At 72.6% G+C, this 24,920-nt stretch carries 20 protein-coding genes and 1 pseudogene; 6 read left to right on the top strand and 15 right to left on the bottom strand.

Annotation, left to right across the window (positions count from 1 at the left end; genetic code table 11):
- Positions 1-178 precede the first annotated feature (178 nt).
- On the top strand, positions 179-1,579 hold the full coding sequence (gene pdxR / locus Mco01_RS12105; protein WP_204056993.1) for a MocR-like pyridoxine biosynthesis transcription factor PdxR: 1,401 nt from the start codon (positions 179-181) through the stop codon (positions 1,577-1,579).
- A gap of 40 nt (positions 1,580-1,619) precedes the next feature.
- Here the strand turns inward: pdxR and Mco01_RS40180 are convergent.
- The 9 genes and pseudogenes from Mco01_RS40180 to Mco01_RS12060 form a co-directional block, all read right to left on the bottom strand.
- A pseudogene (locus Mco01_RS40180) lies at positions 1,620-1,733 on the bottom strand (IS5/IS1182 family transposase); the annotation flags it as partial.
- 96 nt (positions 1,734-1,829) lie between these two features.
- The gene (locus Mco01_RS12095; protein ID WP_204056991.1) at positions 1,830-2,330 is read right to left on the bottom strand and encodes a winged helix-turn-helix transcriptional regulator; all 501 of its coding nucleotides are present in this window, start codon (positions 2,328-2,330) and stop codon (positions 1,830-1,832) included.
- Positions 2,331-2,374: 44 nt separating this feature from the next.
- Complete coding sequence (locus Mco01_RS12090) at positions 2,375-3,088, bottom strand: SDR family oxidoreductase (protein WP_204056990.1); 714 nt, start codon at positions 3,086-3,088, stop codon at positions 2,375-2,377.
- A 110-nt stretch (positions 3,089-3,198) separates the two neighbouring features.
- Positions 3,199-4,134: a PrsW family intramembrane metalloprotease gene (locus tag Mco01_RS12085; protein ID WP_204056989.1), complete on the bottom strand. Its 936-nt coding sequence runs from the start codon at positions 4,132-4,134 to the stop codon at positions 3,199-3,201.
- Between the two features lie 67 nt (positions 4,135-4,201).
- Positions 4,202-5,785 carry an acyl-CoA synthetase gene (locus Mco01_RS12080; RefSeq protein ID WP_204056988.1) on the bottom strand — a complete coding sequence of 528 codons (1,584 nt, stop codon included), beginning with the start codon at positions 5,783-5,785 and terminating at the stop codon, positions 4,202-4,204.
- An 18-nt stretch (positions 5,786-5,803) separates the two neighbouring features.
- On the bottom strand, positions 5,804-6,952 hold the full coding sequence (locus tag Mco01_RS12075) for a thiolase family protein (protein WP_204056987.1): 1,149 nt from the start codon (positions 6,950-6,952) through the stop codon (positions 5,804-5,806).
- Positions 6,953-6,956: 4 nt separating this feature from the next.
- Positions 6,957-8,003, bottom strand: coding sequence for a thiolase family protein (locus Mco01_RS12070; protein ID WP_204056986.1), 1,047 nt, complete (start codon positions 8,001-8,003; stop codon positions 6,957-6,959).
- Positions 8,003-8,920 (bottom strand): Zn-ribbon domain-containing OB-fold protein, encoded by a 918-nt coding sequence (locus tag Mco01_RS12065; protein WP_239103546.1) that lies wholly within the window; start codon positions 8,918-8,920, stop codon positions 8,003-8,005. The genes Mco01_RS12070 and Mco01_RS12065 overlap by 1 nt, the downstream gene beginning before the upstream one ends.
- Positions 8,910-10,460, bottom strand: a complete 1,551-nt coding sequence (locus Mco01_RS12060; protein WP_204056985.1) for an acyl-CoA synthetase — start codon at positions 10,458-10,460, stop codon at positions 8,910-8,912. The genes Mco01_RS12065 and Mco01_RS12060 overlap by 11 nt, the downstream gene beginning before the upstream one ends.
- A 338-nt stretch (positions 10,461-10,798) precedes the next feature.
- Between Mco01_RS12060 and Mco01_RS12055 the strand changes: the two genes are divergently transcribed.
- Positions 10,799-11,614, top strand: coding sequence for a crotonase/enoyl-CoA hydratase family protein (locus Mco01_RS12055; RefSeq protein WP_204056984.1), 816 nt, complete (start codon positions 10,799-10,801; stop codon positions 11,612-11,614).
- Positions 11,615-11,752: 138 nt separating this feature from the next.
- The gene (locus Mco01_RS12050; protein ID WP_204056983.1) at positions 11,753-14,143 is read left to right on the top strand and encodes a LuxR C-terminal-related transcriptional regulator; all 2,391 of its coding nucleotides are present in this window, start codon (positions 11,753-11,755) and stop codon (positions 14,141-14,143) included.
- A gap of 121 nt (positions 14,144-14,264) precedes the next feature.
- Here Mco01_RS12050 and Mco01_RS12045 read toward each other — a convergent pair whose 3' ends face one another.
- Positions 14,265-15,446: a damage-control phosphatase ARMT1 family protein gene (locus Mco01_RS12045; RefSeq protein ID WP_204056982.1), complete on the bottom strand. Its 1,182-nt coding sequence runs from the start codon at positions 15,444-15,446 to the stop codon at positions 14,265-14,267.
- Between the two features lie 91 nt (positions 15,447-15,537).
- Positions 15,538-16,650 carry an NAD(P)H-dependent flavin oxidoreductase gene (locus Mco01_RS12040; RefSeq protein ID WP_036327778.1) on the bottom strand — a complete coding sequence of 371 codons (1,113 nt, stop codon included), beginning with the start codon at positions 16,648-16,650 and terminating at the stop codon, positions 15,538-15,540.
- A 235-nt stretch (positions 16,651-16,885) separates the two neighbouring features.
- Here Mco01_RS12040 and Mco01_RS12035 point away from each other — a divergent pair, with 235 nt between their 5' ends.
- The 3 genes from Mco01_RS12035 (at position 16,886) to Mco01_RS12025 (ending at position 20,789) form a co-directional block, all read left to right on the top strand.
- Positions 16,886-17,845, top strand: a complete 960-nt coding sequence (locus Mco01_RS12035; protein ID WP_204056981.1) for a LysR family transcriptional regulator — start codon at positions 16,886-16,888, stop codon at positions 17,843-17,845.
- 86 nt (positions 17,846-17,931) lie between these two features.
- On the top strand, positions 17,932-19,452 hold the full coding sequence (locus Mco01_RS12030) for a S1 family peptidase (RefSeq protein ID WP_204056980.1): 1,521 nt from the start codon (positions 17,932-17,934) through the stop codon (positions 19,450-19,452).
- A gap of 185 nt (positions 19,453-19,637) precedes the next feature.
- Entirely contained in the window at positions 19,638-20,789 is a 1,152-nt protein-coding gene (locus Mco01_RS12025) for a S1 family peptidase (RefSeq protein WP_204056979.1), read from the top strand.
- 87 nt (positions 20,790-20,876) lie between these two features.
- On the opposite strand, the gene dprE2 is transcribed toward Mco01_RS12025, so the two are convergent.
- The 4 genes from dprE2 to pgfA are packed head-to-tail and all read right to left on the bottom strand — an operon-like array spanning position 20,877 to position 24,823.
- Positions 20,877-21,626, bottom strand: a complete 750-nt coding sequence (dprE2, locus tag Mco01_RS12020) for a decaprenylphospho-beta-D-erythro-pentofuranosid-2-ulose 2-reductase (RefSeq protein WP_204056978.1) — start codon at positions 21,624-21,626, stop codon at positions 20,877-20,879.
- 31 nt (positions 21,627-21,657) lie between these two features.
- Complete coding sequence (gene dprE1 / locus Mco01_RS12015) at positions 21,658-22,995, bottom strand: decaprenylphosphoryl-beta-D-ribose oxidase (protein WP_204056977.1); 1,338 nt, start codon at positions 22,993-22,995, stop codon at positions 21,658-21,660.
- Positions 22,992-23,930 carry a decaprenyl-phosphate phosphoribosyltransferase gene (locus tag Mco01_RS12010; RefSeq protein ID WP_051458523.1) on the bottom strand — a complete coding sequence of 313 codons (939 nt, stop codon included), beginning with the start codon at positions 23,928-23,930 and terminating at the stop codon, positions 22,992-22,994. The genes dprE1 and Mco01_RS12010 overlap by 4 nt, the downstream gene beginning before the upstream one ends.
- Positions 23,930-24,823 (bottom strand): cell envelope lipid trafficking protein PgfA, encoded by an 894-nt coding sequence (gene pgfA / locus Mco01_RS12005; RefSeq protein WP_239103545.1) that lies wholly within the window; start codon positions 24,821-24,823, stop codon positions 23,930-23,932. The genes Mco01_RS12010 and pgfA overlap by 1 nt, the downstream gene beginning before the upstream one ends.
- Positions 24,824-24,920 lie beyond the last annotated feature (97 nt).

Raw genomic sequence — 24,920 nt, 5'->3', positions numbered from 1 at the left:
GTGAGCCAACAGCGCCACGACCCGATCGTCAGCTGCTGGATTTTCCAGCTCACGGACCCACACGTGCACCAGCGGGGTATCGGCGCTCGCTGTGGTTTCTTGCATGCGACTACGCTAGCCAACAGTCGGACCCGTAATAGGGTCCACATCTATGCCAGATATGGGTACCACTTCTGGAGTGGAGCTCCTCCTTCCGATCGAGCCACCGCAGCCCGGACGACCTCGCCGGGTTCAGCTTGAGAGCGCCCTGCGCGACGCGGTGCGTACTGGTCGGCTCGCGGCCGGTCAGCGGTTGCCGGCCAGTCGTGTTTTGGCCGGCGACCTCGGAGTCTCTCGTCGCCTGGTCGTCGAGGTCTACACGCAGTTGACCGCCGAGGGCTATCTGGTCAGCCGGCCCGGCTCTGGCACCTGCGTCTCTGATCTGCCCCTGCCTCCGGCCGCCAATGCGCCTGCTGCTCGCCGATCGCCGGAGCCCTCAGCCCGATGGGACATGCGCCCAGGCATTCCGACGCTGTCGGCGTTCCCCCGCCACCTGTGGCGGCGGGCATGGACGGCCGCGCTGGGTGCTGCCGCAGATTCCGATCTGGCGTACCCCGACTCCGCTGGGCATCCCCGGCTGCGCCAGGTGCTGGCCGCCTACCTCGGTCGGGTCCGCGGCGTGGACGCCGACGCGCAGCGGCTGCTGATCTGTGCCGGTTTCACGCAGGGCCTTCACCTGCTCGCCCATACCCTGCGCGCCCGAGGCGCCCGGACCGTCGCGCTCGAGGACCCGGGGCTGCCTCACCGCGCACCGATCCTGCACCAAGCCGGTCTCGCTGTCGTACCCGTCTCGGTCGACGGCGACGGCATCCTCGTCGACCGACTACCCGAGCAGGGCGTTGACGCAGTACTGACGACCCCAGCTCACCAATTCCCTACCGGCGCGGTCATGGCACCCGCCCGCCGGGAGGCACTGCTGGCCTGGGCCGGCCGCTGCGGCGCGATCGTCGTCGAGGACGACTACGACGGGGAGTTCCGCTTCGACCGACGCGCTGTGGGCTGTCTGCAGGGCCGTGCGCCTGACCGTGTCGTCTACCTTGGATCCACCAGCAAGACGCTCGCCCCGGCGCTACGTCTGGGCTGGATGGTCAGCCCGGCCGAACTACACACCGAGCTGCTGCTCTCAAAGTTCCTCGCCGACCATGGCAGCCCGACCCTCGATCAACTCGCCCTGGCTCACCTCGTCGAAACCGGCGACTACGACCGGCACATCCGCGCCGCCCGAGCCCGCTACCGAACCGCCCGGCAAGCCCTCGAGCAGGCCATCACCCGTCATGACGTGCCCCTACGACTTGCAGGGACACCCGCCGGCGTCCAGACCCTCGCGACCCAGCTCGACGGCACCCACCCCGACCAGCTGACCGCGCGCGCCCGGGCCGTCGGGATCGCGTTCGACTCCATCACCCGCTACCAGCTCACCCCTGACGCGGACCCCCTCGGCGTCGTCATCGGCTACGGCAACATCACCCCCCACGCCATCGACGAGGCCATCGCCCTCCTAGCCACCATCACCAACGGACAGCACCGATCAGCCCGATGAAATGCACATCGACCGGTGAGCTCGACACACGCTCAACCTCGTCGAGAATCGCGTAGGCCCGCCGGGCGTCTCGGAGCGCGGCGGCCTGTACATCGTCGGCCAGGGCGGCGAGCAGGTCGACCGACTCGCGCACGTACCGCCAGGCGGTGGTGGTGGTCCCGACCCGCCTCCTGCGCCCATCCTGACCAGCATGATCAGGATGAAAATGGCTCTATCTCTCACGAAGGGGTGGAGGCGAGAGCCTCGCTCACTAGCCGTGGGAGGAGCCTGCCGGGGGCCGGAGGGACGCGCCGGTGCCGCCGTCCGTGAACCTGACGTCGTCCGGCGCGACCACGGCGTCGGCGTCGTCGACGAAGGCCACGCGCACCGGCCGGCCGGGGCCGGCCGACCGCCTGAGGACCGTCGGGCCCACCGACGGCGGCCTGTTGTCGTCGCCCCACTGCTGCAGCGCGGCGAGGACCAGGCGGAGGTCCTCCCCCGCCGGGGTGAGGTGGTAGCTGTCCCGCGTCCGCGCGCCCGGCTCGCGGTACGGCCTCTTCTCCATGACGCCCGCGTCGACGAGAGAGGCCAGCCGGGCGCTGAGCAGGTCCGGGGCGATGCCCAGCCCGGCCCGGAAGTCGGCGAACCTGGTCACCCCCCGCAGCGCCGCCTCCCGGATGATCAGCAGCGTCCACATGTCGCCCACGATCTCGAGCGTGCGCGCTATCGAACAGAGCTCTTCCGCCTCGCGGCGGCGGCCGACCGTACCCACCCCACCATCCTACTCCTGGGTAGGCCGTTCCTACCCAGGCGCGCTCAGCTCCCGGCGGGGACGCTCGGGTAGAGCAGGTCCAGCCCCCCGGAGAGCGCGGCCCTGACGTTCCGGGTCTTGTCGTCGACCAGCACTTCCGCGGCCCGGGCCTCGACGCCGTCCAGGGCCAGACCGGCCACCCACGCCGGGTCGACCTTGTCGGCGGGGTCCACGTAGCCGGCCATGTCGGTGTCCATGTAGCCGACGTGCAGGGCGGTCACGTCGATGCCGGCGGGCGCCAGTTCCTGCCTGACGACGTTGGTCATGGCCCACGCAGCGGCCTTCGCCGCGCTGTAGCCGCCGTACGACGGATAGTGGGCCCAGGACAGGAGGGACAGGACGTTGAGCACGGCCCCGCCGCCGTTGGCCTCGATCACCGGGGCGAAGGCGCGGGTGACGGCCAGGGAGCCGAAGTAGTGGGTCTCCATCTCCAGCCGGATGTCCGCGAGGTCGCCCTTGGCCAGCCCCGCGTGCGTGCTGACGCCCGCGTTGTTGATCAGGAGCGTGGTGTCGGAGGCGGCCCGCGCGGCCGCCTCCACCTCGGCCGGGTCGGTGATGTCCAGCCGCAGCGGGACGACCCCGGCGAGGTCGACCGACGACGGGTTCCGGACACCCGCGTAGACCTTCTTCGCCCCGCGCCTCAACAGCTCGGCGGCCAGGTGCCGGCCCAGGCCGCGGTTGGCGCCCGTCACCAGCGCGACGGCGTTCGTGATGTCCATGTTCCACTCCCTCGAACCCCTGAATAGGTATTCACAACCTAGACCACCTGAGTTGGAAATGGCAACTCAGCAGGGACCGCGGAACGCCCGGGCCCGAACCGCGCGGTTCCTCAGCGGGTGCGAGGGGTGGAGATCCGCCACCCGGGCGGGGGGACGTAGGGCCGGCGGCGGGCGGAGCGCCACAGTCCCAGCAGCCAGAGCAGGCCGATCACGGAGACGACCGCCAGGCCGCCCCAGGACAGGATCGTGAACAGGTCGGCCTGCTCGGCCGTCGGGCGGGGCATCCAGCCCAGCTCCAGCAGGCGGAACTGCGCCGGCGTCCCGGTGAGCAGGAGGGTGACGAGCACCGCGATGGAGTGCATCGAGTCCCACAGGGCGTGCAGCAGCGAGACGCCGAGATAGGCCAGCAGCAGCCGGTACGTCAGCGTGAAGTGGTGGCGGCCGCTCGCGCGGAAGAGCACGCCGCCCAGGATCGCCGTCCACAGGCCGTGCCCGAGGGGCGACAGGAGGCTGCGCAGCAGCTCGGTCTGCACGACCTGCATGAGCGAGAGCCCGTGCTCGGTGAACAGCGCGGTGAAGGCGTAGCCGGCGGACTCGAAGGCGGCGAACCCGAACCCGACCGCCGCGCCGAGGATCATGCCGTCCCGCACGGACTTGTCGGCGAGGTGCCGGGTGAGGAAGGCCAGGGCGGCCAGCTTCACGGCCTCCTCGATCAGGCCGACGCCGAGGAACAGCCAGGGCGACGGATGGAGCAGGTAGCTCTCCAGGACCGAGGCGGCCAGCACGCCGAGCACGCCGCCGGTGAGGAACGTGGAGAACACCAGCGTCGGGGTGAGCTCGCCCGTGTCGCTGCGCTCGAAGGCCCACACCACGAACGTCACCGGCACCAGGAAGCTGCCCAGCAGCACCAGCGTCGGGATCAGGTTGGGGTTGCCGGTCCAGAACGTGATCATCACGGTCAGCACCCACAGCACGAGGCCGGTGGAGAAGACCCGGCGCCAGGGGTGACGGGGGCGGGCCCTCGTCTCGAGAGTCGGAGTGGTCATGACGCTCCCCTCCCCCGCGTCGCTGTCCGGGCCGCTTACCCGCCGGGAGGCGGCCGAAACCGCGAGCTCAGGGGGCGGAGCCGGCCACCTCCCTGGCCCAGCGGTAGTCGGCCTTCCCCGCCGGGGAGCGGACCATCTCGTCCACGAACGCGTACGTCCGGGGCACCTTGTAGCCCGACAGCCGGGCCCGGCAGTGCGCGTCCAGCTCCTCCCGGCTGGGCACGATCCCGTCGTACGGCTGGATCACGGCCGCCACCCGGAACCCCCACCGATCGTCCGGCACGCCCGTGACCACGGCGTCGAACACGGCCGGATGGCCCTTGAGCACGGCCTCGACCTCCTCGGGGAACACCTTCTCCCCGCCGGTGTTGATGCACTGCGAGCCGCGCCCGAAGACCCGGATCGTGCCGTCCTCCTCGACCATGGCGAGGTCTCCGGTGAGCAGCCAGCGGGTGCCCTCCGCGTCGGTGACGAACGTCTCGGCCGTCTTCACCGGGTCGTTGTAGTAGGCGAACGCGATCCGGCCCGCCTTCGCGACCGTCCCCAGCTCGCCCGAGCCCGGCTTCACGGGTTCGAGCCTGTGGTCGAGCACGGCGATCGACGCGTGGGCGTGCGGCCGGTACTTCAGCCCCGACTCGGGAGACGACCCCGACACCCCGGAGGCCGTGTAGCCCGACTCGGTCGAGCCGAAGTTGTCCAGGATCATCCGGCCCGGCAGCAGCTCCTCCAGCCGGTCGCGGACCGACCCGGTGAGGATCGCCCCGGTCGAGCCCACGACGACCAGCGAGGACAGGTCGTACGACCCGGCGGCGATCTCGTCCGCGAGCGGGCGCGCCATGGCGTCGCCGGTGACGGTGAGCGAGACGACCCGCTCGCGCTCAACCGCCCGGAGCACGTCGGCCGCGCTGAACTTGCGGACGTAGACCATGGTGCCGCCCATCCACCAGGCGATGAACGTGCCCATCTGGGCCGCGCCGTGCATGAGCGGGGCGGCCGTCATCATGACCATCGGCGCCGCGGCGGACGCCTGGTCGATCACGGCCCGCGGCGTCTCCAGCGGGTCGCCGTACGGGTTGCCGCCGCCGAAGGCCATGAACAGGTCCTCCGAGTGCCACATCACACCCTTGGGCATGCCGGTGGTGCCGCCCGTGTAGATGACGTACACGTCGTCGCCTGACCTCTCGGGGAAGTCCCTGGCGTCGGACGCGCCGGCCAGGGCCTCGCCGTACGGCACGGCCCCCGGGACGGCGGAGTCGCCGCCGACGGCGATGAGGTGGCGGAGGGCGGGAGCGTCCGGCGCCACATGGGCGACCCGCTCGTCGAACTCCACGTCGAACAGCAGGACGGCGATGTCGGAGTCGCGGTAGAGGTAGCCGAGCTCCGCCTCGACGTACCGGTAGTTCACGTTGATCGGCACGGCCCGCAGCTTGAGCGCGGCCAGCAGGGCGGTGACGTACTCCAGCCCGTTGTAGAGCTGGATGCCCACGTGGGTCCCGGGGCCCACCCCCCGGTCCCGCAGGTGGTGGGCGAGGCGGTTGGCCTCGGCGTCCAGGGCCGCGTAGGTGAGGCGGCCGTCGCCGCAGACGACCGCCACGCGGTCCCCGATGGCGTCCGCGAGCCCCTCGAACAGGTCGGCGTGGTTGAACTCCATCCGGCGGACCTCCCGCGGTCAGGGTTTGCGGCTTCCGACGATCCACATGGCGAAGAACTGCGCCCCGCCGCCGTACGCGTGACCGAGCGCGAGCCGCGCCCCGTCGACCTGGTGCTCGCCCGCCATGCCCCTCACCTGGAGCGCGGCCTCGGCGAACCTGATGAGCCCCGACGCGCCGATGGGGTTGGAGGACAGCACGCCCCCGGAGGCGTTCCAGGGGATGTCGCCGTCGAGGGCGGTGCAGCCGGCCTCGGTGAGCTTCCAGCCCTCCCCCTCGGCGGCGAAGCCCAGGTTCTCCAGCCACATCGGCTCGTACCAGGAGAACGGCACGTAGACCTCGGCCACGTCGATGTCCCTGCGGGGGTCGGCGATCCCGGCCTGGCGGTACACGTCGGCGGCGCAGTCCTTGCCGGCCTGGGGGCTGACGGTGTCGCGGCCGGCCCGGAAGATCGGCTCCGACCGCATGGCGGTGCCGTGCACCCAGGCGGGCGTGCCGGTCACCTTGTCCTCGGCGGCGAGCACGATCGCGCAGGCGCCGTCCGACGACGGGCAGGTCTCCAGGTAGCGGATGGGCTCCCAGAGCATCGGCGTCGCCTCGACCATCTCCCGGCTGATGCCGGGGATCCGCAGGTGGGCGTAGGGGTTCCGCAGCGCGTTCTGCCGGTCCTTGACCGCGACGAGCGTCCCGATGTGATCGGGGGCGCCGGACCGCCGCATGTACTCCCTGATGTGCGGCGCGAAGTAGCCGCCGGCCCCGACGACCAGCGAGGCGCTGAACGGCAGGTGCGTGGACAGCGCCCAGGTGGCGTTCGACTCCGACTGCTTCTCGAAGGCGACCACGAGCACGCGCCCGTGCACGCCGCCCTGCACGAGGGACGCCCCGACCAGCGCGGTCGACCCGCCGACCGAGCCGGCCGTGTGGACGCGCATCATCGGCTTGCCGGCCGCGCCGAGGGCGTCCGCCAGGTACGCCTCGGGCATCATGACGCCCTCGAACAGGTCGGGGGCCTTGCCGATGACCACGGCGTCGATGTCCGCGAACGTGAGGCCGGCGTCCTCGAGTGCCCGGAGGGCGGCCTCGCGGACGAGCCCGGCGATGGACACGTCGCGCCGCTTGGTCTGGTAGCGCGTCTGGCCGACGCCGATCACTGCGCAGCGGTTGCCCACGTCGTCACCTCGTCTCAACAGCTTCGAGCACGGCCACGAGGTTGTGCTGGAGGCACGGCCCGGACGTCGCGTGGGCCACGGCCCGGTTCGCGGACCCGTCGAGGATCCGCCGCGCCGCCTCCCCCACCCGGATCAGCCCGGTAACCATGATCGGGTTGGCGGCGAGCGGGCCGCCCGAGGGGTTGACGACGGTGCCGTCCGGCAGGCCGAGGGCCTCGCGCAGGATCGGCTCCTCGTGGCTGAACTGCGTGTGCAGCTCCGCCACGTCGACCGGGCCCTTGCCGACCCCGGCCGCGCGGGCGGCGTCGGCCGCCGAGACCGAGCGGGACAGGTCGCGCATGCCGAGGTAGTGGGGCTCGATCCGGTGGGCGATCCCGGTGATCCAGGCGGGCCGCTCGGCCAGTTCCCTGGCCAGGTCGCCCGCCGCGAGCACCACGGCCGCCGCGCCGTCCGTCGGTGGCGCCACGTCGTACGGCCGCAGCGGCCCGACCTCGTCCTCCTCGCCTGAGGGGTCGGGCAGGTCCAGCGCGTACGGGTTGGCCCGGCCGTCGGCCCGGCTGCGCCGCACGATCTCGTCGAGCGCCGCCCGGTCCGCGCCGGACCCCCGCGACCGTGCCGCGCTCGCCTGCAGCGCCGCGAACGACACCTGGTCGAGCCCGAGCGGCGCGAGATAGTACGGGTCGAGCTGCAGCGTCATGACCTCCCGGACGTCCGTCATCGACGACTTGCCGAAGCCGTAGACCAGGGCCGAGTCGACGTCGCCGTGCTGGAGGCGCACCCACGCCTCGTACAGCGCGAACGCGCCGTCCATCTCGACGTGGCTCTCGCTGATCGGCGGCCAGGCGCCGAGCGCGTCGAGGGCCGACACGAACGAGAACGGCGCCCCGGCGAGGTAGTCGCACGACCCCGAGCAGGTGAACCCGAAGGAGCCGAGCCCCGACGCCCTCCTGACCTCGTCGAGCACCGGCCGCAGCATCTCCGCCTCGTTCTGCCCGGCGTCGTGCCCGGTGTGCACGGTCTGGGCGAACGCGACGACCGCCACGTCCCGCATCACGCGCCCCCTTCCAGCTCCGACGGGTCCGCGTCGGGCTCCCCCGTGGGCGCGAACCACCGGACGTTGTCCATCGACAGCGTCCGCTCCTCCGGCGGCGCCCACACGGCCCGCACGCGCATGCCCTGCCGCACCTCCTGCGCCGGCACGTCCCCCACCAGCGCGATCATCGGCGTGTCGGCGCCGTCGAGCAGGATGTACGCGGACACGAACGGCACCTGCGGGGCCCGGGGGTCGGGCAGGTTGTTGATGGCGAACGTGGTGATGGTCCCGGTGTCGGCGACCTGGACCTCCTCGTCGATCAGCGTGCCGCAGGACGGGCAGGAGATCCGGTACGGCACGTAGACCTTGACGCAGCGCGGGCACCGGCCGCCGAGGAACACGCCGTCGCGGACGCCCTCCAGGAACCGCGTGAGCGCCTTGCCCGGCGTCACGCGGTACTCGGCGCGCACCGGTGCGACGATCCGCGTCACCTCCGGCTGGAAGCACGCGATGTCCGTGATGTGCCCGGACGTCTCGGCCCGCCAGCGCGGCCGCACCCGCATGCCCGGCTGCACGGCCTTGGGATCGCCGGCGTCGACCGCGTGCACGAGGGCCGTGTCGGCGCCGTCCAGCCGGATGAGCGCCCAGGCGAACGGCCGGTCGAGCGGGTGGCCGGGCCGCGGCGAGCTCACCCACGCCCACGACTCCACCGTCCCCGCCGGCCCCACCTCGACGTACTCGTCCGTGACCGGCTCGCCGGTGTCCGGGTCGTACTCCAGCGGCGGGACCAGCACCCGGCCGCCGGCCGTGCGGACCCCGACGAGCCGCCGGTCGCGCAGCTCGGTCAGGAACCGGCCGATGACCGGTCCGGTCGTACGGGTGTAGCCGCCGGGGAACTCCAGAACATGGGTGGCCGCCAGGTCCTCAGATGGCACGGTCCCTGCCCTCCCAGTACGGGTCGCGGAGCTTGCGTTTGAGGAGCTTGCCGTTCGGCTCGCGCGGCATCTCCTCGATGAAGTCGATGGTCTTGGGCCACTTCATCCTCGAGAGGCGGCCCTCGAGTGAGTGGAGGATCTCCTCGGCGAGCGCGGGCCCCGGGGCGACGCCCGGCGCGGGCTCGACGACCGCCTTGATCTGCTCGCCCCACTCGTCGTCCGGGACGCCGAAGACGGCCACGTCCGCGATCTTGGGATGGATGAGCAGCTCGTTCTCGATCTCGGCGGGGTAGATGTTCGTCCCGCCCGAGATGATCATGTCGGCCTTGCGGTCGCAGAGGAACAGGAACCCGTCCTCGTCCAGGTAGCCCACGTCGCCGACGGTGAAGTGGTCGCGCAGCCGGTTGGCCGCGGTCTTGGCCGGGTCGCCCTTGTACTCGAAGCCGAGTCCGGCCATCTTCATGTAGATCGTGCCCGGGGTCCCCGTCGGCACCTCGTTCGCGTCGTCGTCCACGATCAGCAGTTCGCTGATGGGCCACGCCTTGCCCACCGTCCCGGGGTGCTTCTTCCAGTCCTCGGGGGTGGCGATCGTGCCGCCGCCCTCGGTGGCGGCGTAGTACTCGTAGATCACGTCGCCCCACCACTCGAGCATCTGCTGCTTGACCGGCACCGGGCAGGGCGCGGCGGCGTGGATCATCCACCGCAGCGACGACAGGTCGTACCGCCGCCGGACGTCCTCGGGCAGCGCCAGCAGCCGCTTGAAGTGGGTGGGCACCATGTGGGAGTTGGTCACCCGATGGCGCTCGCACAGGCGCAGCGTCTCCTCCGCGTCCCACTTGTCCATGTAGACGAGCGTGTGTCCCATGTGCAGGGCCGTACCGCCGAACTGCGTCACCGCTGTGTGGTAGCAGGGCGAGGTGACGAGGTGCGCGTTCGGCGGCCCGGGCGTGATGCCGAACATCGCCAGCAGGGCCGTCATGAACTCGGCCGAGTCGTCCGGGTCGAGTCCGGTGAGCGGGCGCCTGACCCCCTTGGGGCGTCCGGTCGTGCCCGAGGTGTAGTGCATGGTGGCCCCGGCCGTGCGGTCCGCCGGCAGGTCGTCCGGCTGACCGTCCGTCAGCTCGGCGACCGGCCGGAAGCCCTCGATCGAGCCGAACGAGAACAGCCGGTCCGGGGAGATGCCCGACTCCCGCGCGCCGCGCGCGCCCTCCACGGCGTACCGCTCGTGGACGAAGTACGCCCTGGCCTCGCTGTCGGCCACGACGTAGCCGATCTCGGGGCCCGTCAGGTGCCAGTTGATCGGCGTGTAGTACCACCCCGCCTGGAGGGCCGCGAGGTACAGCGCCAGCCCGTCGGTGCCGTTCGGGACCAGGCCGCAGATGCCGTCGCCGGGCCGCAGGCCCAGCTCACGCAGCCCGTGCACCAGCCGGTTGGCCCTCGCGAGCAGCTCTCCCGCCCGGTGCTCGGCGCCGTCGGGGTCGACCGCGGCCACCCACTCCGGGTCGGCCTGGGCGAGCCTCCAGAAACCCAGCGAGCCCATACGCCAGCTCCCTTGTTCGTATACCGCGATCTCCGCTCGCCGCCGAGATCACCGGTCCACCGGTGCCGCCACGCCTCGCCGTTCGTGTCCGGGCCCGGAGTGAAACACGCGGGCACCTCGCTGACAAGCCCTGGCAATACGCGACGACTCGGACGAGAATCGGTTCTAGTTCTTGCGGGCAGACTAACCCGGAGACCCGAGCCGAACAAGCGCTTGATACGCACGTCGCGCCGTCGTCCCCGCCCCGCCCGGCGGCGCCGGGACCGCCGTTCCGAACGGGGTGGAACGCGCTATCATCCGGCTCGGACAAGCGCTTGGTCAACACTGGAGGGACGCCCGTGGAGCTCCTGCCGATCAGCACCCCGCACTGCCGTGTCGAGCGCGACGGCCACGTGGTCGTCGTCACGATGGACCGGCAGGAGGCCAGGAACGCGCTGTCGACCGACATGCTCGTCGGCCTCGCCGACGCCTGGCGGTACATCTCGGACGAGCCGGAGGTGCGGGTCGGAATCCTGACCGGGGCGGGCGGCACGTTCTGCGCCGGGGCCGACCTCAAGGCGATGGGCAGGCCCTCGGACGACGAGCGCGTCCGGCGGCGCGCCGCCGAGATCCCCGACTACCACTGGAAGGGCCTGCTGCGCGACAGCGAGGCGCTGCCCGCCAAGCCGATCGTGTGCGCCGTCGAGGGCTACGCCGTGGCCGGCGGCACCGAGCTGCTCGTCGGGACCGACCTGCGCGTCGTCGCCGAGAGCGCGACGCTCGGGCTGTTCGAGGCCAGGCGCGCCCTGTTCCCCATGGGCGGCAGCGCCGTCCGGCTCCCCCGCCAGATCCCGTACGCGTTCGCGATGGACGTCCTGCTGACCGGGCGGGCGATCACGGCGCGGGAGGCGCTCGCCATGGGCCTGGTGAACCGGGTCGTTCCGGACGGCGAGGCCCTCGCCGCCGCGCGCGAGATCGCCGGCCAGGTGGCGGCCTGCGGCCCCCTCGCCGTCCAGGCGATCCTGCGCACCTACCGGGAGACGCTCGGCATGCCCGAGGACGAGGCCCTCAAGGTCTCCGACGCCATCGGCTGGCCCGTCATCGGCTCGGAGGACGCCAAGGAGGGCGCCCTCGCCTTCCGGGAGAAACGCCCCCCTGTCTACCAGGGCAGGTGATCCGTCTCAGCCCTGGCGCCTGCGGTCCGTCCAGGCCGTGTCCACGGCTCGCACGAGGCGGCGGCATCGGCGCCCACAGGTGCCGGTCCGCCCCGGGCCGCCTTTCGACACGGCCATTCGCCCCGCTAGCGTGGAGACGTGCCCACTGCCGCGCCGGAGCGTCAGGTCGGCAACCTTCCCGCCGATCTGACGAGCTTCGTGGGCCGCAGGCGGGAGCTGGCCGAGATCCGCCGGTTGCTGTCGGTCTCGCGTCTGGTGACCCTCACGGGAGTGGGCGGCGTCGGCAAGACCCGGCTCGCGCTGCGGGCCGCGGCCGAGCAGCACCGCGCGTTCGACGCCGTCTGGCTGGTCGACCTGTCCGGCCTTACCGACACGAAGCTGGTCGCGGAGACGGTCGCGGCGACCATGGGCGTTCGGGATCAGTCGGAGCCCTCCCCGGCCGACGCGTTGATCAGGGTGCTGGCCGGGCAGCGGACGCTGCTCGTGCTGGACAACTGCGAGCACCTGCGGGACGCGTGCGCGTCGTTCGCGAACCGCCTCCTGCGGGCCGTGCCCGACCTGCGCATCCTGGCGACCAGCCGGCAGTCGCTCGGGATCATCGGCGAGTATCAGATGAAGATCGCCCCGCTCGCGGTCCCCGAGCCGGACCGGCCGCTCACGGGCAGGGCGCCGGAGCTGTACGACGGGGTGTGCCTCTTCCAGGAGCGGGCGGCCGCGATCGTGCCCGGGTTCCACCTGACGCCGGACAACAGGGACGCGGTGGTCGAGCTGTGCCGCCGCCTTGACGGCATCCCCCTGGCGATCGAGCTCGCCGCGGTGCGGCTGCGGGCGCTGTCGGTGGACACACTGGTCGAGCGGCTCGACGACCGGTACGCCTGCCTGACGGGCGGGAGCCGTACGGCGGCGCCGCGCCAGCGGACCCTGCACGCGCTGGTCGACTGGAGCTACCAGCTGCTGTCACCGGCGGAGCGGACGCTGTGGAGCCGCATGTCGGTCTTCCCCGGCCACTTCGGCCTGGAGGCCGTGGAGGCCGTCTGCGCCGGTGACGGCGTCGAGCCGGAGGACGTGCTCGACCTGGTCGACGCGCTGCTGGACAAGTCGCTGCTGCTGCGCGAGGAGCATCACGGCGAGGTCCGCTACCGCATGCTGGAGACGCTGCGAGAGTTCGCCAGGAACCGGCTGGGCGGGCCCGACGAGCGGCGGTCGCCGGCGCGCCGTCACCGCGACCACTGTCTGTGCCTGGTGGAGCGGGCGGCCGACGAGTGGTTCGGCCCAGCTCAGGCCGGGTGGTTCGCCCGGCTGCGGCTGGAGCGGGCCCACCTGCGCGCCGCCCTGGAGTTCTCCCTGAACGAGCCCGCCGAGGCGGAGACCGGGCTGCGCATGGCGGTCCTGCTGTTCGACCCCCACTGGATGCCGAACGGGTTGTACAGCGAGGGCCGCTACTGGCTCGACCGGCTGATGCGGGCGGCTCCGGAGCCGACCGCCGTACGCGCCGAGGCGCTGTGCCAGGACGCGCACCTGGCGTTCATGCAGGGCGACCGCACGGCGGCGGAGCCACTCCTCGGCATGGGCCGGGCGATGGCGGAGAAGCTGGACGACCGGAGACTCCTGGCCTTCGCGTCGCTGATCTCCGGCATAGCGGCCCATCAGCGCGGCGATCACGCGCGGGCGGCCGTCCTGCTGGAGGAGGCCGCGGACGTGTTCACCGCCACCGGGCATGTCCTGTCCGCCCTTGTCAGCCTGTTCTGCCTCGCGGCCTCGGCGGGCTACCTGGGCGACGCGGAACGGGCGGGGCGGCTGTTCGAGCGGAGCCTCGCGCTCGCCGAAAGCCACGGGGAGAGCTGGATCCGGTCCATACTGCTTGGCCACTTCGCCATCCACGAATGGCGGCAGGGGGACTACGGCCGGGCGACCTCGCTGGCCCAGGAGAGCCTGCGGGCCGGCCGCGGCTTCGACGACCGGGTCACGATCGGGTTGGCGTTGGAGACGCTCGGCTGGATCAGGCAGAGCACAGGCGATCCCGTGGGCGCCGCCCGCATGCTCGGCGCCGCCGACGGCGTCTGCCGGACCGCCGGGGTGACGGCCCTGTGGGTGGATCGGCACCGCGAGTTCCACGAGCGGTGTGCGAGCGCCCTCCGCGCGGAGATGGGCGAGCGCGCCTTCGGCGGCGCGCTGCGCCGGGGACAGTGGCTGACGCTCGACGACGCGCTCGCCGAGGCGCTCGGCGAGCAGGCGGCCGAGGGCGGGACCGGAGAGCGGGACGAGGATCACGGCCCGCCGGCCGAACCGGCGCCCTCACCGCTGACCCCGCGAGAGGACGAGATCGCCGAGCTGATAGCTCAGGGGCTCAGCAACAAGGAGATCTCCTCCGCGCTCGTCATCGCGCAGCGCACCACCGAGGGCCACATCGAGCACATGCTGACCAAACTCGGTTTCATCTCCCGCACCCAGATCGCGGTGTGGGTGACCGCGCGGAAGGCCGCCGGCCGGAACAGCGACGGCGCCCCGCCGCCCCCTCACCCTCGTTGAGGCGTACCCGCCCCGCGGCCCGCCCGGCCGCATTCCTCGCCCCGCCCGGAACGCGGCCGAAGCCCTGCCCGTGCCGGGTCCATGCCTGCCGAGGCCCGGGTCATGTCGTCCACGGCCAGCCTCAGGGGCGGCCCTGGATCATGGCGTGGGTGCCGGCGGTGCGCCAGGGGCGGCCGGTCGCGTCCAGGCCGGCCAGGGTGCGCTCGGGCACGCCGACCAGGGCGTCCGACTTCAGCGTGCGCAGCGCGACGACCGGGCCGGGGAAGTAGCCGGTGACGGCGGCGAACGGGGTGGTGGGCGGCCACATGCGGTCGCCGACGAGCCTGCGGTAGTTCAGGTCGCCCTTGGTCACGGTCAGGGACGCCGCGGCGAACTCCTCACGCAGGTCGTCCGGCATGTCCCGGTAGGGTAAGGGGGCGCAGGCGAAGGGGTGGGCCCGCAACGTGAGCCGTCCCTCCTCCATGGCGTGCCAGAGGCGGGCGCCGGCCTCGCCCGCCCGCCCCGGCGCGGCGGCCAGCCGCCGCAGGCACGCGAGCACGTCCGCGGGGGTGGCGTCGGACACGAAGTAGGGGGCGGGCTTGACGTGCAGCACGACCTCCCGCGCCAGCCCCTCGGCCAGGAGGTGGTCGGCCAGCACGAGGTCGGGCAGCAGTTCCCGGCCCGCGTTGTCCGCGACGAGGCACACCCGTCCCGGAGGCCGGTCGCGCAGGAGCGACCACAGCAGCGCGCTGTCGTCCACGACGAGGCCGCTGACCCGCTCGCGGTCGCCGCTCAGCGTGAGGGTGAAGGACAGGTCGGCCCGGTTGCCCCACAGGGAGCCGAGCAGGAGGGCCTGGGCCCGCTCGCCGGGCGGCAGCGCGGCCGTCTCGTCGAGCGCCGCGAGCTCGCCGTCCACGACCGAGCCGGTCAGCTCGGCCTGCTTGACCGGCCCGAACGGGTCGACCCCGCGCCACGGGCCGTCGCCGTAGTAGCCGGTCGCCTCCAGGAGCTTGCGGTAGAAGTAGCTCTCCGCCCACAGGAACGGCACGTCGACCCAGCGCCGCCCGATCTTGTCCCGCCCCCACTCCGCCCACGCCGCGCCGTCGTGCGCGGACGGGCCGAGCGGCTCCATGACGTCGCGGACGACCTCGTCCAGCAGCCGGTCGAGGGCCTGCCGCCGGTCCGGCGTGTACGGCAGGGCCTCCCGGACCTGGCGGATCAGGGCCGGGTGCCGCTCGCGGAAGACGGTCAGGGCGTACGAGCCGGGGACGTTGCCGAGGATGGGCGGCGCGTCCGCCACGGTCTCGTCGCGGGCGTGGCTCACGTCGGGCACCCTCCCCCGGCTCGTCGGACTCCTGCCCAGTAAAGCGCAGGGCCGCCGCCGGGCCGGGACGAGGGTCGCCGGTCGCGCGCCGTCAGTCGCGGTTGACCCGTTCGAGGCGCTCCATGGTCTCCACGTACTCCTCGACCATCTCGAAGACGACCTGCCTGGCCGACTTGACCTGGTTCATCGCGCCGATGATCTGCCCGGCGGGGAACGTGGTCAGCTCGGCGGCCCCCGAGCTGCCGATCCGCCGCAGGGCGCCGGAGACCAGCATGAACTGCAGCGGCATCGGCAGCGTGCCGGGTGACTCGGCCGACTCCCAGGCCTCGGTCCACTCGTTGCGCAGCAGCCGGGCGGGCTTGCCGGTCCAGCTCCGCGAACGGACCGTGTCGCGGGAGGTGGCCTCCAGGATGCGCCGCTTGACGAGCTCGGAGGTGTCGGCCTCCTCGACCGTCAGCCAGACCGAGCCGGTCCACACGCCCTCGGCGCCCAGGGCCATCCCGGCCGCCATCTGGCGTCCGGTGCCGACGCCGCCCGCGGCCAGGACCGGCACGTCGACCGCGTCCACGACCTGAGGGATCAGCACCATCGTGGAGATCTCGCCCGTGTGGCCGCCCGCCTCGGTGCCCTGGGCGACCACCACGTCCACCCCCACCTCGACCTGCTTGACGGCGTGGCGGGGGGTCGAGGCCAGCGCCGCCACCTTCACGCCCTTGGCGTGGGCCAGCTCGACGACGTCGGCCGGGGGCGGGCCGAGGGCGTTGGCCAGCAGCGCGATGGGGTGCCTGAGCGCCACCTCGACCTGCGGCCGCGCGGTCGCGTCGGTCCAGCCGAGCAGCACCCTGCCGGGGTCGGAGCCGGTCAGCGGCGGGACGCCGTGCCGGGACAGCAGGTTCTCGACGAAGTCGCGGTGCGCCTGCGGGATCATGCCCTGGAGCCTGGCCACCAGGTCGGCCGGGGAGTCGACGTCGAGGTCCGCGCCCGCGTAGGAGGCCGGCATCACCACGTCGACGCCGTACGGCCGGCCGTCCACGTGGTCGTCGATCCACTTGAGCTCGATCTCGAGCTCCTCGGGGGTGAAGTACAGGGCGCCGAGCACGCCCATGCCGCCCGCGCGGCTGACCGCGGCGACGACGTCCCGGCAGTGGCTGAACGCGAAGATCGGGAACTCGATACCGAACAGGTCGGTGACACGTGTCCGCATGTCCCGACTGTACGGCGGGCCCGCCTGGAACTGCAACGTGTTCTAGCAAGCCCGTTCTTCCACTCCTACCAGCCGGTAACCTGCACGTTTCCGACCGGCCGAAACGTCGGCGAGAACACGTTCCAGTGCGAGCGCCGGATCGCGCGACAACCGGCGACCATGACCCACGAGTTAAAGTCAAATTTCATGACAAGGCGGGATTGCGGCCATACCACCGGGGCCGTACGTTCCCGGTATGGATCTGGAGATCCGGCACCTGAGAATCGTGCACGCCGTCGCCGAGGCCGGCAGCGTCACGAAGGCGGCCACGCGACTCGGGCTCGCCCAGCCGTCGCTCACCGCGCAGCTGAAACGCATCGAACGCTCCCTCGGCGGTCCCCTGTTCGAGCGTGACCGCAACGGCGCCCGTCCCACTCCCCTTGGGGAGATGGTGCTCTCCCGCGCCCGGGTGCTGCTCCCGGCCGTACGGGAGCTCCAGGAGGACGCCGTACGGTTCGCCAACACGCCCGTGGAGATCCCCGGCTACCGGCTGGGGGCGACTCACGGGCCCATCCTCGGCGGGCTGGTCGAGCGCGTGACCGCCGCCCAGCCCGGCGTCCCGGTCACCACGCGCACGTCCTGGTCGGCCGGGGAGCTCACGTCCATGGTGTCGGCCGGGCGGCTCGACTTCGTGCTGCTCGGCACCTGCGGCGACAGCCCGCCGCCTCCGGGCGAGTCGATGAGCTGGAGCGTGGTGGGGGCCGACCCGGTCTTCGTGCTACTGGCCGAGGACCATCCCCTCGCAGCGGAGAGCCAGCTCGACCTGTCCATGCTCGCCGACGAGTGCTGGACCGTCGCCCCGGGAGACGGCTGCTTCTCCGACTGCTTCGCCGCCGCCTGCGCCCGCGCCGGGTTCGTCCCCATGTCCATCTACGAGACCGACGTCGCCACGTGCCTGCACCTGGTGGGGGTGGGTAAGGCCGTGGCGCTGTGCCAGGCCACGTTCCAGCTCACGGCCGGGCTGGTGATGATGCCGCTGGCGGGCGCGCCCCTGCGCTGGCGCCACCTGCTGGGCTGGCATTCGGAGTCGATCGCGGCCCGGGTGGCGCCGGCTGTGGCGTCGTACGCCCGCGCCTCCTACGCGGACGCGGTGCGGCGCAGCGCGCGCTACTCGGATTGGCTGGAGACCAATCCCCAATTCGGGACGGTTCCATAATGCGGCGGTAGGGGGGAGTTGATAGATCCGCCTCCCCGGGGAGCTCGGCTACGGTGACGGCACCCCCCGATCCCCGAGGAGAACACATGCTCCCCAGACGTGCGGCCACCGCCGCATGCGCCCTGGCCGTCGGCGTCACCACGCTGCTGGCCGCCCCCGCCATGGCCGCTCCCGGCGACGCCTCCGGCCCGTCCGCCGCGCAGGCGGCCTCGGGCGCGGCGTCGTCGGCGCTCAAGCCGCCGCCCGCGATGCTCGAGGCCATGCAGCGCGACCTCGGGCTGTCCGCCGCGCAGGCGGAGGCCCGGGTCGCCAACGAGTCCCGGGCGTCCGCCACGGAGACGAAGCTGCGCAAGCGGCTGGACGCCTCCTTCGCCGGCTCGTGGGTCTCCGGCCCCACCTCCTCGACGCTCGTCGTCGCCACCACCGACGCCGGCCGCTCGGCCGACATCGCCGCCCAGGGCGCCACCCCGCAGGTGGTCGGCCGCTCGCTGGCCGCGCTCACGGCCGCCAAGGACGCCCTCGACCGCGCCTCCGCGAAGGCCCCCTCCTCCGCCCCGGTCTGGTACGTGGACGTGCGCAGCAACAGCGTCGTCGTCCAGTCGTCCCAGCCGGCCGAGGCCGAGGCGTTCGTCAAGGCAAGCGGCGCGGACCCGGCCGCGGTCCGGGTCGTGCAGTCGTCGGAGCAGCCCCGCCCGCTGTACGACGTGCGCGGCGGCGACGCCTACTACATCGCCGGCCAGGCCCGCTGCTCCGTCGGTTTCTCGGTCACCAAGGGCAGCACCAACGGCTTCGTCAGCGCCGGCCACTGCGCGACCGTCGGCAGCAGCCTCACCGGCTACAACCAGGTCTCCATGGGGTCGTTCCAGGGCTACTCCTTCCCCGGCAACGACTACTCCTGGGCCGCGGTCAACAGCAACTGGACCGCCCAGCCCTGGGTGAACAACGGCAGCGGCGGCAACGTGACCGTCAGCGGCTCCACCGTCGCGGTCGAGGGCGCGTCGATCTGCCGCTCCGGCTCCACCACCGGATGGCACTGCGGCACCGTCCAGCAGCGCAACACCAGCGTCACCTACCAGGAGGGCACGGTGAACGAGGTCACGCGCACCAACGTGTGCGCGGAGCCCGGCGACTCCGGCGGCTCGTTCATCTCCGGCAGCCAGGCCCAGGGCGTCACCTCCGGCGGCTCCGGCAACTGCAGCGTCGGCGGCACGACGTACTTCCAGCCGGTCAACGAGATCCTCTCGGCGTACGGCCTGACGCTCGTGACCTCCGGCGGCGGCAACCCGCCGCCCACGGGCTGCTCGGGCTACCAGCAGACCTACACCGGCAGCCTCACCAGCGGCGGCAACGCCTACCAGCCCAACAACTCGTACTACCAGTCGACCGTCTCCGGCACGCACAAGGGCTGCCTCGACGGGCCTGACGGCACCGACTTCGACCTCTACCTGCAGAAGTGGAACGGGTCGAGCTGGGTGACCGTCGCCAGCGGCACCACCGCGAACCCGGACGAGACCGTGACCTACTCCGGCACGGCCGGCTACTACCGCTACCGCGTCAACGCCTACTCCGGCTCGGGCTCCTACACCCTCGGCATCACCAAGCCGTAGGGGCACCGCGCGGCCGCCGTCCTCCCACCCCCCGGGAGGACGGCGGCTCCCACATGCCTTGACCTGGGCTTTCCGTCACCGCTCCGCGTTTCCATACCGCCGTGGTAGGGGCGAACTGATAGATCCTTAACCGGTCACGCCTCGGCTACGGTAACGGCACCCCCCCAAGAGAAGGAGAGAGCCACATGCTCGACAGACGCACGGTGATCGCCGGATGCGCTCTGACCGTGACCGCCCTCGCCGTGGCCGTCACCCCGGCCATGGCGGCGCCGACGCCGGCCGGTTTCTCCGCCTCCTCCGCCGTCAAGCCGCCGCCCGCGATGCTCGAGGCCATGCAGCGCGACCTCGGGATCAGCGCCGCGCAGGCCGAGACCCGCATCGCGAACGAGTCGCGCGCGAGCGCCACCGAGGCCACGGTGCAGGCGTCGCTCGGCGACTCCTTCGCCGGCACCTGGGTGACCGGCCCGACCTCGGCCGTCCAGATCGTCGCCACGACCGACTCCACCAAGGCCGGGGCCATCCTGGCGGCCGGGGCGCAGCCCCGCATCGTCGGGCGCTCGCTCGCCGCGCTCACCGCCGCGAAGGACGCCCTCGACAAGGTGTCGCCGCCCGCGTCGGTCTCCGCCTGGTACGTGGACGTGCCCAGCAACAGCGTCGTCGTCCAGTCGTCCCAGCCAGCCGAGGCCGAGGCGTTCGTCAAGGCCAGCGGCGCCGACCCGGCCGCGGTGCGCGTGGTCCAGTCGTCGGAGCAGCCGCAGACCCTCTACGACGTCCGCGGCGGCGACGCGTACTACATCGCCAACCAGGCCCGCTGCTCGGTCGGCTTCTCGGTGCGCCGCGGCAGCACGAACGGCTTCGTCAGCGCCGGCCACTGCGCGACCGTCGGCAACACCCTCACCGGCTACAACCAGGTCTCCATGGGGTCGTTCCAGGGCTACTCCTTCCCCGGCAACGACTACTCCTGGGCCGCGGTCAACAGCAACTGGACCCCGCGGCCGTGGGTCAGGGGCAGCGGCGGCAACGTGACCGTCAGCGGCTCCACCGTCGCCGTGGTGGGCGCGTCGATCTGCCGCTCCGGCTCCACCACCGGCTGGCACTGCGGCACCGTCCAGCAGCGCAACACCAGCGTCCGCTACTCGCAGGGCACGGTGAGCGAGGTCACGCGCACCAACGTGTGCGCGGAGCCCGGCGACTCCGGCGGCTCGTTCATCTCCGGCAGCCAGGCCCAGGGCGTCACCTCCGGCGGCTCCGGCAACTGCAGCGTCGGCGGCACGACGTACTTCCAGCCGGTCAACGAGATCCTGTCGGTCTACGGACTCACGCTCGTGACCGGGTGACGATCCCGGGCGAGCCGAGGCGCCGCCGTTCCCTGTGGGAGCGGCGGCGCCGCCGTCTCTCAGGGCGCTGCGAGGCCGGCTGGGGCGTCAGCGCGGCATGCGGCGCCAGACGTCCCGCGGCAGGATCCGCATGACGGCGAAGACCGGCCGCAGCCGCGCGGGCACCCACACCGTCCCCCTGCCCGACCCGAGCGCCTCGACCACGGCGTCGGCCACGGCGTCGGCCGTGACGGACATGGGCGCCGGCGTCATCCCCCGGGTCATCCGGCCGATCACGAACCCGGGCCGCACCAGCACCACCCGGACGCCGGTGCCGTGCAGGGAGTCGGCCAGCCCCTGGGCGAAGCCGTCGAGGCCGGCCTTGGCCGAGCCGTACACGAAGTTGGCCTTCCGGACGCGGACTCCCGCGACCGACGACAGCACGACGAGCGCGCCGTGGCCCTGCTCGCGCAGCCGCCGGGCGGCGGCGAGGCCCGCCGAGACGTGGCCGCCGAAGTTGACGGCGACGTCGCGGGCGGCGGCCACCGGGTCGTCGTCGTAGACCGCCTGGCTGCCGAGCACGCCGAAGGCGGGGATCACCACGTCGAGGTCGCCCAGTTTGGCCGCGGCCTCCTCGATCAGCGCGGGGTGCGTCTCGGGCCGGGACGCGTCGAAGTCGAGCACGTGCACCTCGGCGCCGAGCTCCCGCAGCCGCTCGGCCGGGGCGGTGCCCCCGCGCGCGGCCAGCACGACCCTGCTCGCGCCGGCCCGCACCAGCCGCTCGACGACGGCGAGCCCGATCTCGCTCCGCCCGCCGAGCAGCAGGACCGTGTCGACCGAGCCCAACGCGTTCCTCATGATCCCTCCACGACTCGGCCCCACCCTAGGGTCACAGGCGCAGCCTCCGCGCCAGGTCGGAGACGAACAGCCCGTCCGGGTCGGCCCGCCGCCTGATCGCCCGCCATTCCTCCAGCCGGGGGTACGTCGCCGCCATCGTGGCCGCCGACATCCGGGAGTCCTTGGCGAGGTAGAGCCGGCCCCCGGCGGCGGCCACCCAGCCGTCGAACTCCGTCAGCATCGCCGCGAGCCCGTCCTGGCCCACCGGGATGTCCAGGGCCAGCGTCCACCCGGGCATGGGGAACGACAGCATGCCGGGGGTCCCCTCGCCGAACCTCTTCAGCACGGTCAGGAACGACACCACCCCGGCCCGCGACAGCCGCTCCACGATCCTGCGCAGCGTGTCCTCGGCCCCGAACGGCACCACGAACTGGTACTGCACGAAGCCCCGCGAGCCGTACATGCGGTTCCAGCCGCCCACGCCGTCGAGCGGGTGGAAGAACGGCGCGACGCCCTGGATCAGGCCGCGCCGGTCGGCCGGGGCCCTGCCGTACCAGAGGGCGTTGAACGCGCCGATCGTCGCGCGGTTGAGCAGCCCGTCCGGCACCCAGGGCGGCGCGGAAAGCCGGGGCCGCGGGCCGAAGGCGAGGGGGTCGCGCCGGGCGCGCGGCGGAAGCTCGTCGAGGCGGGCGTGGTCCCCGCGGGTGAGCACGCTCCTGCCCATCCGGCCACCCCGAGCCAGCAGGTCGATCCAGGCGACCGTGTAGCGGTAGTCGTGGTCGCCGGCGGTCATGACCTCCAGGGTCTCCTCCAGGTCGCGCGTCCGCCGGACGTCCACCCGCATGCGGGAGGTCTCGACAGGGACGCACCGGAAGGCGGCCTCGACCACGACGCCCGTCAGGCCCATGCCGCCGACCGTCGCCCAGAACAGGTCGTCGCCGGGCCCGAGGGTGCGCAGGGTCCCGTCGGCGGTCAGCAGGCGCAGCGAGCGGAGGTGGGCCCCGAAGGACGAGTCGGCGTGGTGGTTCTTGCCGTGGACGTCGGCGGCGACGGCCCCGCCGACCGTGACGTACCGCGTCCCCGGGGTCACCGGGACGAACCAGCCGCGCGGCAGCAGCGCCGTCATGAGGTCGTGCAGGCTCATCCCGGCCGAGGCGGTGACCAGGCCCGTCTCCTCGTCGAGCGACCAGGAGGGCGCGAGCGCGGCGCAGTCGAGCACGAGGCCGCCGGCGTTCTGCGCCGCGTCGCCGTACGCCCGGCCGAGCCCGCGGGCCACGACGCCGCGCCGCCCGGCCTCCTTGAGCAGCGCGGCGGCCTCGTCCGCGGAACGGGGACGCAGGACGGTCGCGGGGGTGGGCGCGGTGCGCCCCCACCCGGTCAGCGGCGTCATGTCAGGTGGATTCCCAGGCCGAGCAGCACCAGCATCATCACGATGAAGACCTGGAGCGGGCGGTCGCGCAGCGCCAGTTCCTCCGGCTCCTCGCCCACGCCCCGGTCGACCAGCAGCGCGTGCCGCAGCACCACGAGGACGAACGGGACGATGCTGAGCGCGAAGAACGCCTTCTCCGTCCCGGTGTGCTCCTGGAGGGCCCACAGGCAGTAGGTCACGATCATCGCGCCCGAGCACATCACCCGGACGTGGGCGAGGTAGCTCGCGGTGTACGTCGTGAGCGTCGAGCGGGTGCCGGCCCCGCCGCCCTCCGTCTGCGCGCGCAGCTCCGCCTCCCGCTTGCCCGCCACGAGCAGCAGCGACCCGAGCGAGATGACGACGAGGAACCAGCTCGTCACGGGGACGGCCACCGCGACCGCCCCCGCGTACGCGCGCACGACGTGGCAGCCCGCGACGGCCACGAGGTCGACGACCGGTTGGTGCTTGAGCCAGAACGTGTAGGAGAACGTGAGCGCGAGGTAGGCGGCCACCACGGCCGCGAGCGGCCACCCGGCGGCGAACGCCAGCGCCAGGCCGGCGGCCAGCAGCACCGCGCCGGCCGCCCGCGCCAGCCGTACGGACACGATGCCGGCCGCGATGGGCCGCAGCCGCTTGCGCGGGTGCCGCCGGTCGGCCTCCACGTCGGCCGAGTCGTTGAACAGATAGGTGCCGCTCGCCGCGAGGCAGAACGCGGCGAAGGCGACGAGCGCGCCGCGCAGCCCGGCGCCGGTGGTGAGGACGCCCGCGGCCGCCGGGGCGGCGAAGACGAGCGCGTTCTTCAGCCACTGGCGCGGCCGGCACGCGCGGACCAGCCCGGCGGCGATCGCCCGCCGGGTGGACGGCCCCGCCGGCGGGGCCGCCGCCGGCGGGCGCAGGGCCGCGGTCTCCCGGCTCATCAGTCCGTGCGGTCCGAGGGACGGCGCAGGAGCAGGACGCCGGCGACGACGAGCACGAGGCCGAGGACGAGCGACGCCAGCGGGAGCGTCGTCTTGACGAGCGTGATCTGACCCATGTTGTCCCTGGCCGTGTTCACCAGGTCGCTCACGGTCTGGGGGGTGAACGAGGCGGTCGCGATGAGGGCCGGCATGCGCTCGACCCCGTCCGCCGTCTTCAGCACCTCGTGGCGCTGCTGCTCCTCCTTCACCGGAACGCCGGTGTTGGGCTCCACCCAGAACGTGTTCACGCCGTCGTAGACGCGATTGACCTGGATGTCGCCGGGGTCGGTCATGCCGAGCACGGAGGCGGGGGCGCTGAGCGTCTGCGTGACGGTCGGCGGGATCTTCTGCTCGAACTTGTACACGGACAGGCCGTTGACCGTGTCCACGCCCGTGAAGGTCGCCGGGTACGCCTTCTGCGCGTCGGTGCTCCACACCTGGTACGTCTTCTTCTCGACGCCGAAGGGGAACAGGAAGATCTGGCCCTGCAGTTGCACCGGCTTCTTGTCGACCGAGGCGTTGCAGCAGGTCACGCCCTGGCCGTTGTACTTGTTGAACGCGCTGCGGAACTCGGTGTAGGAGATGCCGGGCCGGTTGTTCGTCACGTCGTTGACCGCGGTGAACTGGTCCCACACCACGCGGTCGTCCTTGGCCTCGGCGACGTCGCCCCTGGTCGTGACCGTGATGTCGAGGTTGCCCGTCAGCACCTTCAGGTCGCCGACGCTGAAGTAGCGGGCGTTCTCGGCGCTGAGGCGGGTGATGCTGTACTGGTTGGCCGGCGCCTGCACCAGTTTGCCCGCCACCTGGAACCTGATCAGTGGCGCGAGCACGATGAGGAAGGCCCCGATCCCCAAGAGAACTACTCCCATTGCGCGGCGCATTTCGCTCCTCCTGGGCAGGCCGAATGATGCCTGTTTGTCCTGAAACACGTTTCTATTTCGCTGTATGTTA

Source organism: Microbispora corallina, assembly GCF_016863035.1.
GTDB classification, from domain to species: Bacteria; Actinomycetota; Actinomycetes; order Streptosporangiales; family Streptosporangiaceae; genus Microbispora; species Microbispora corallina.
This window is presented reverse-complemented; position numbering and strand designations above follow the sequence as displayed.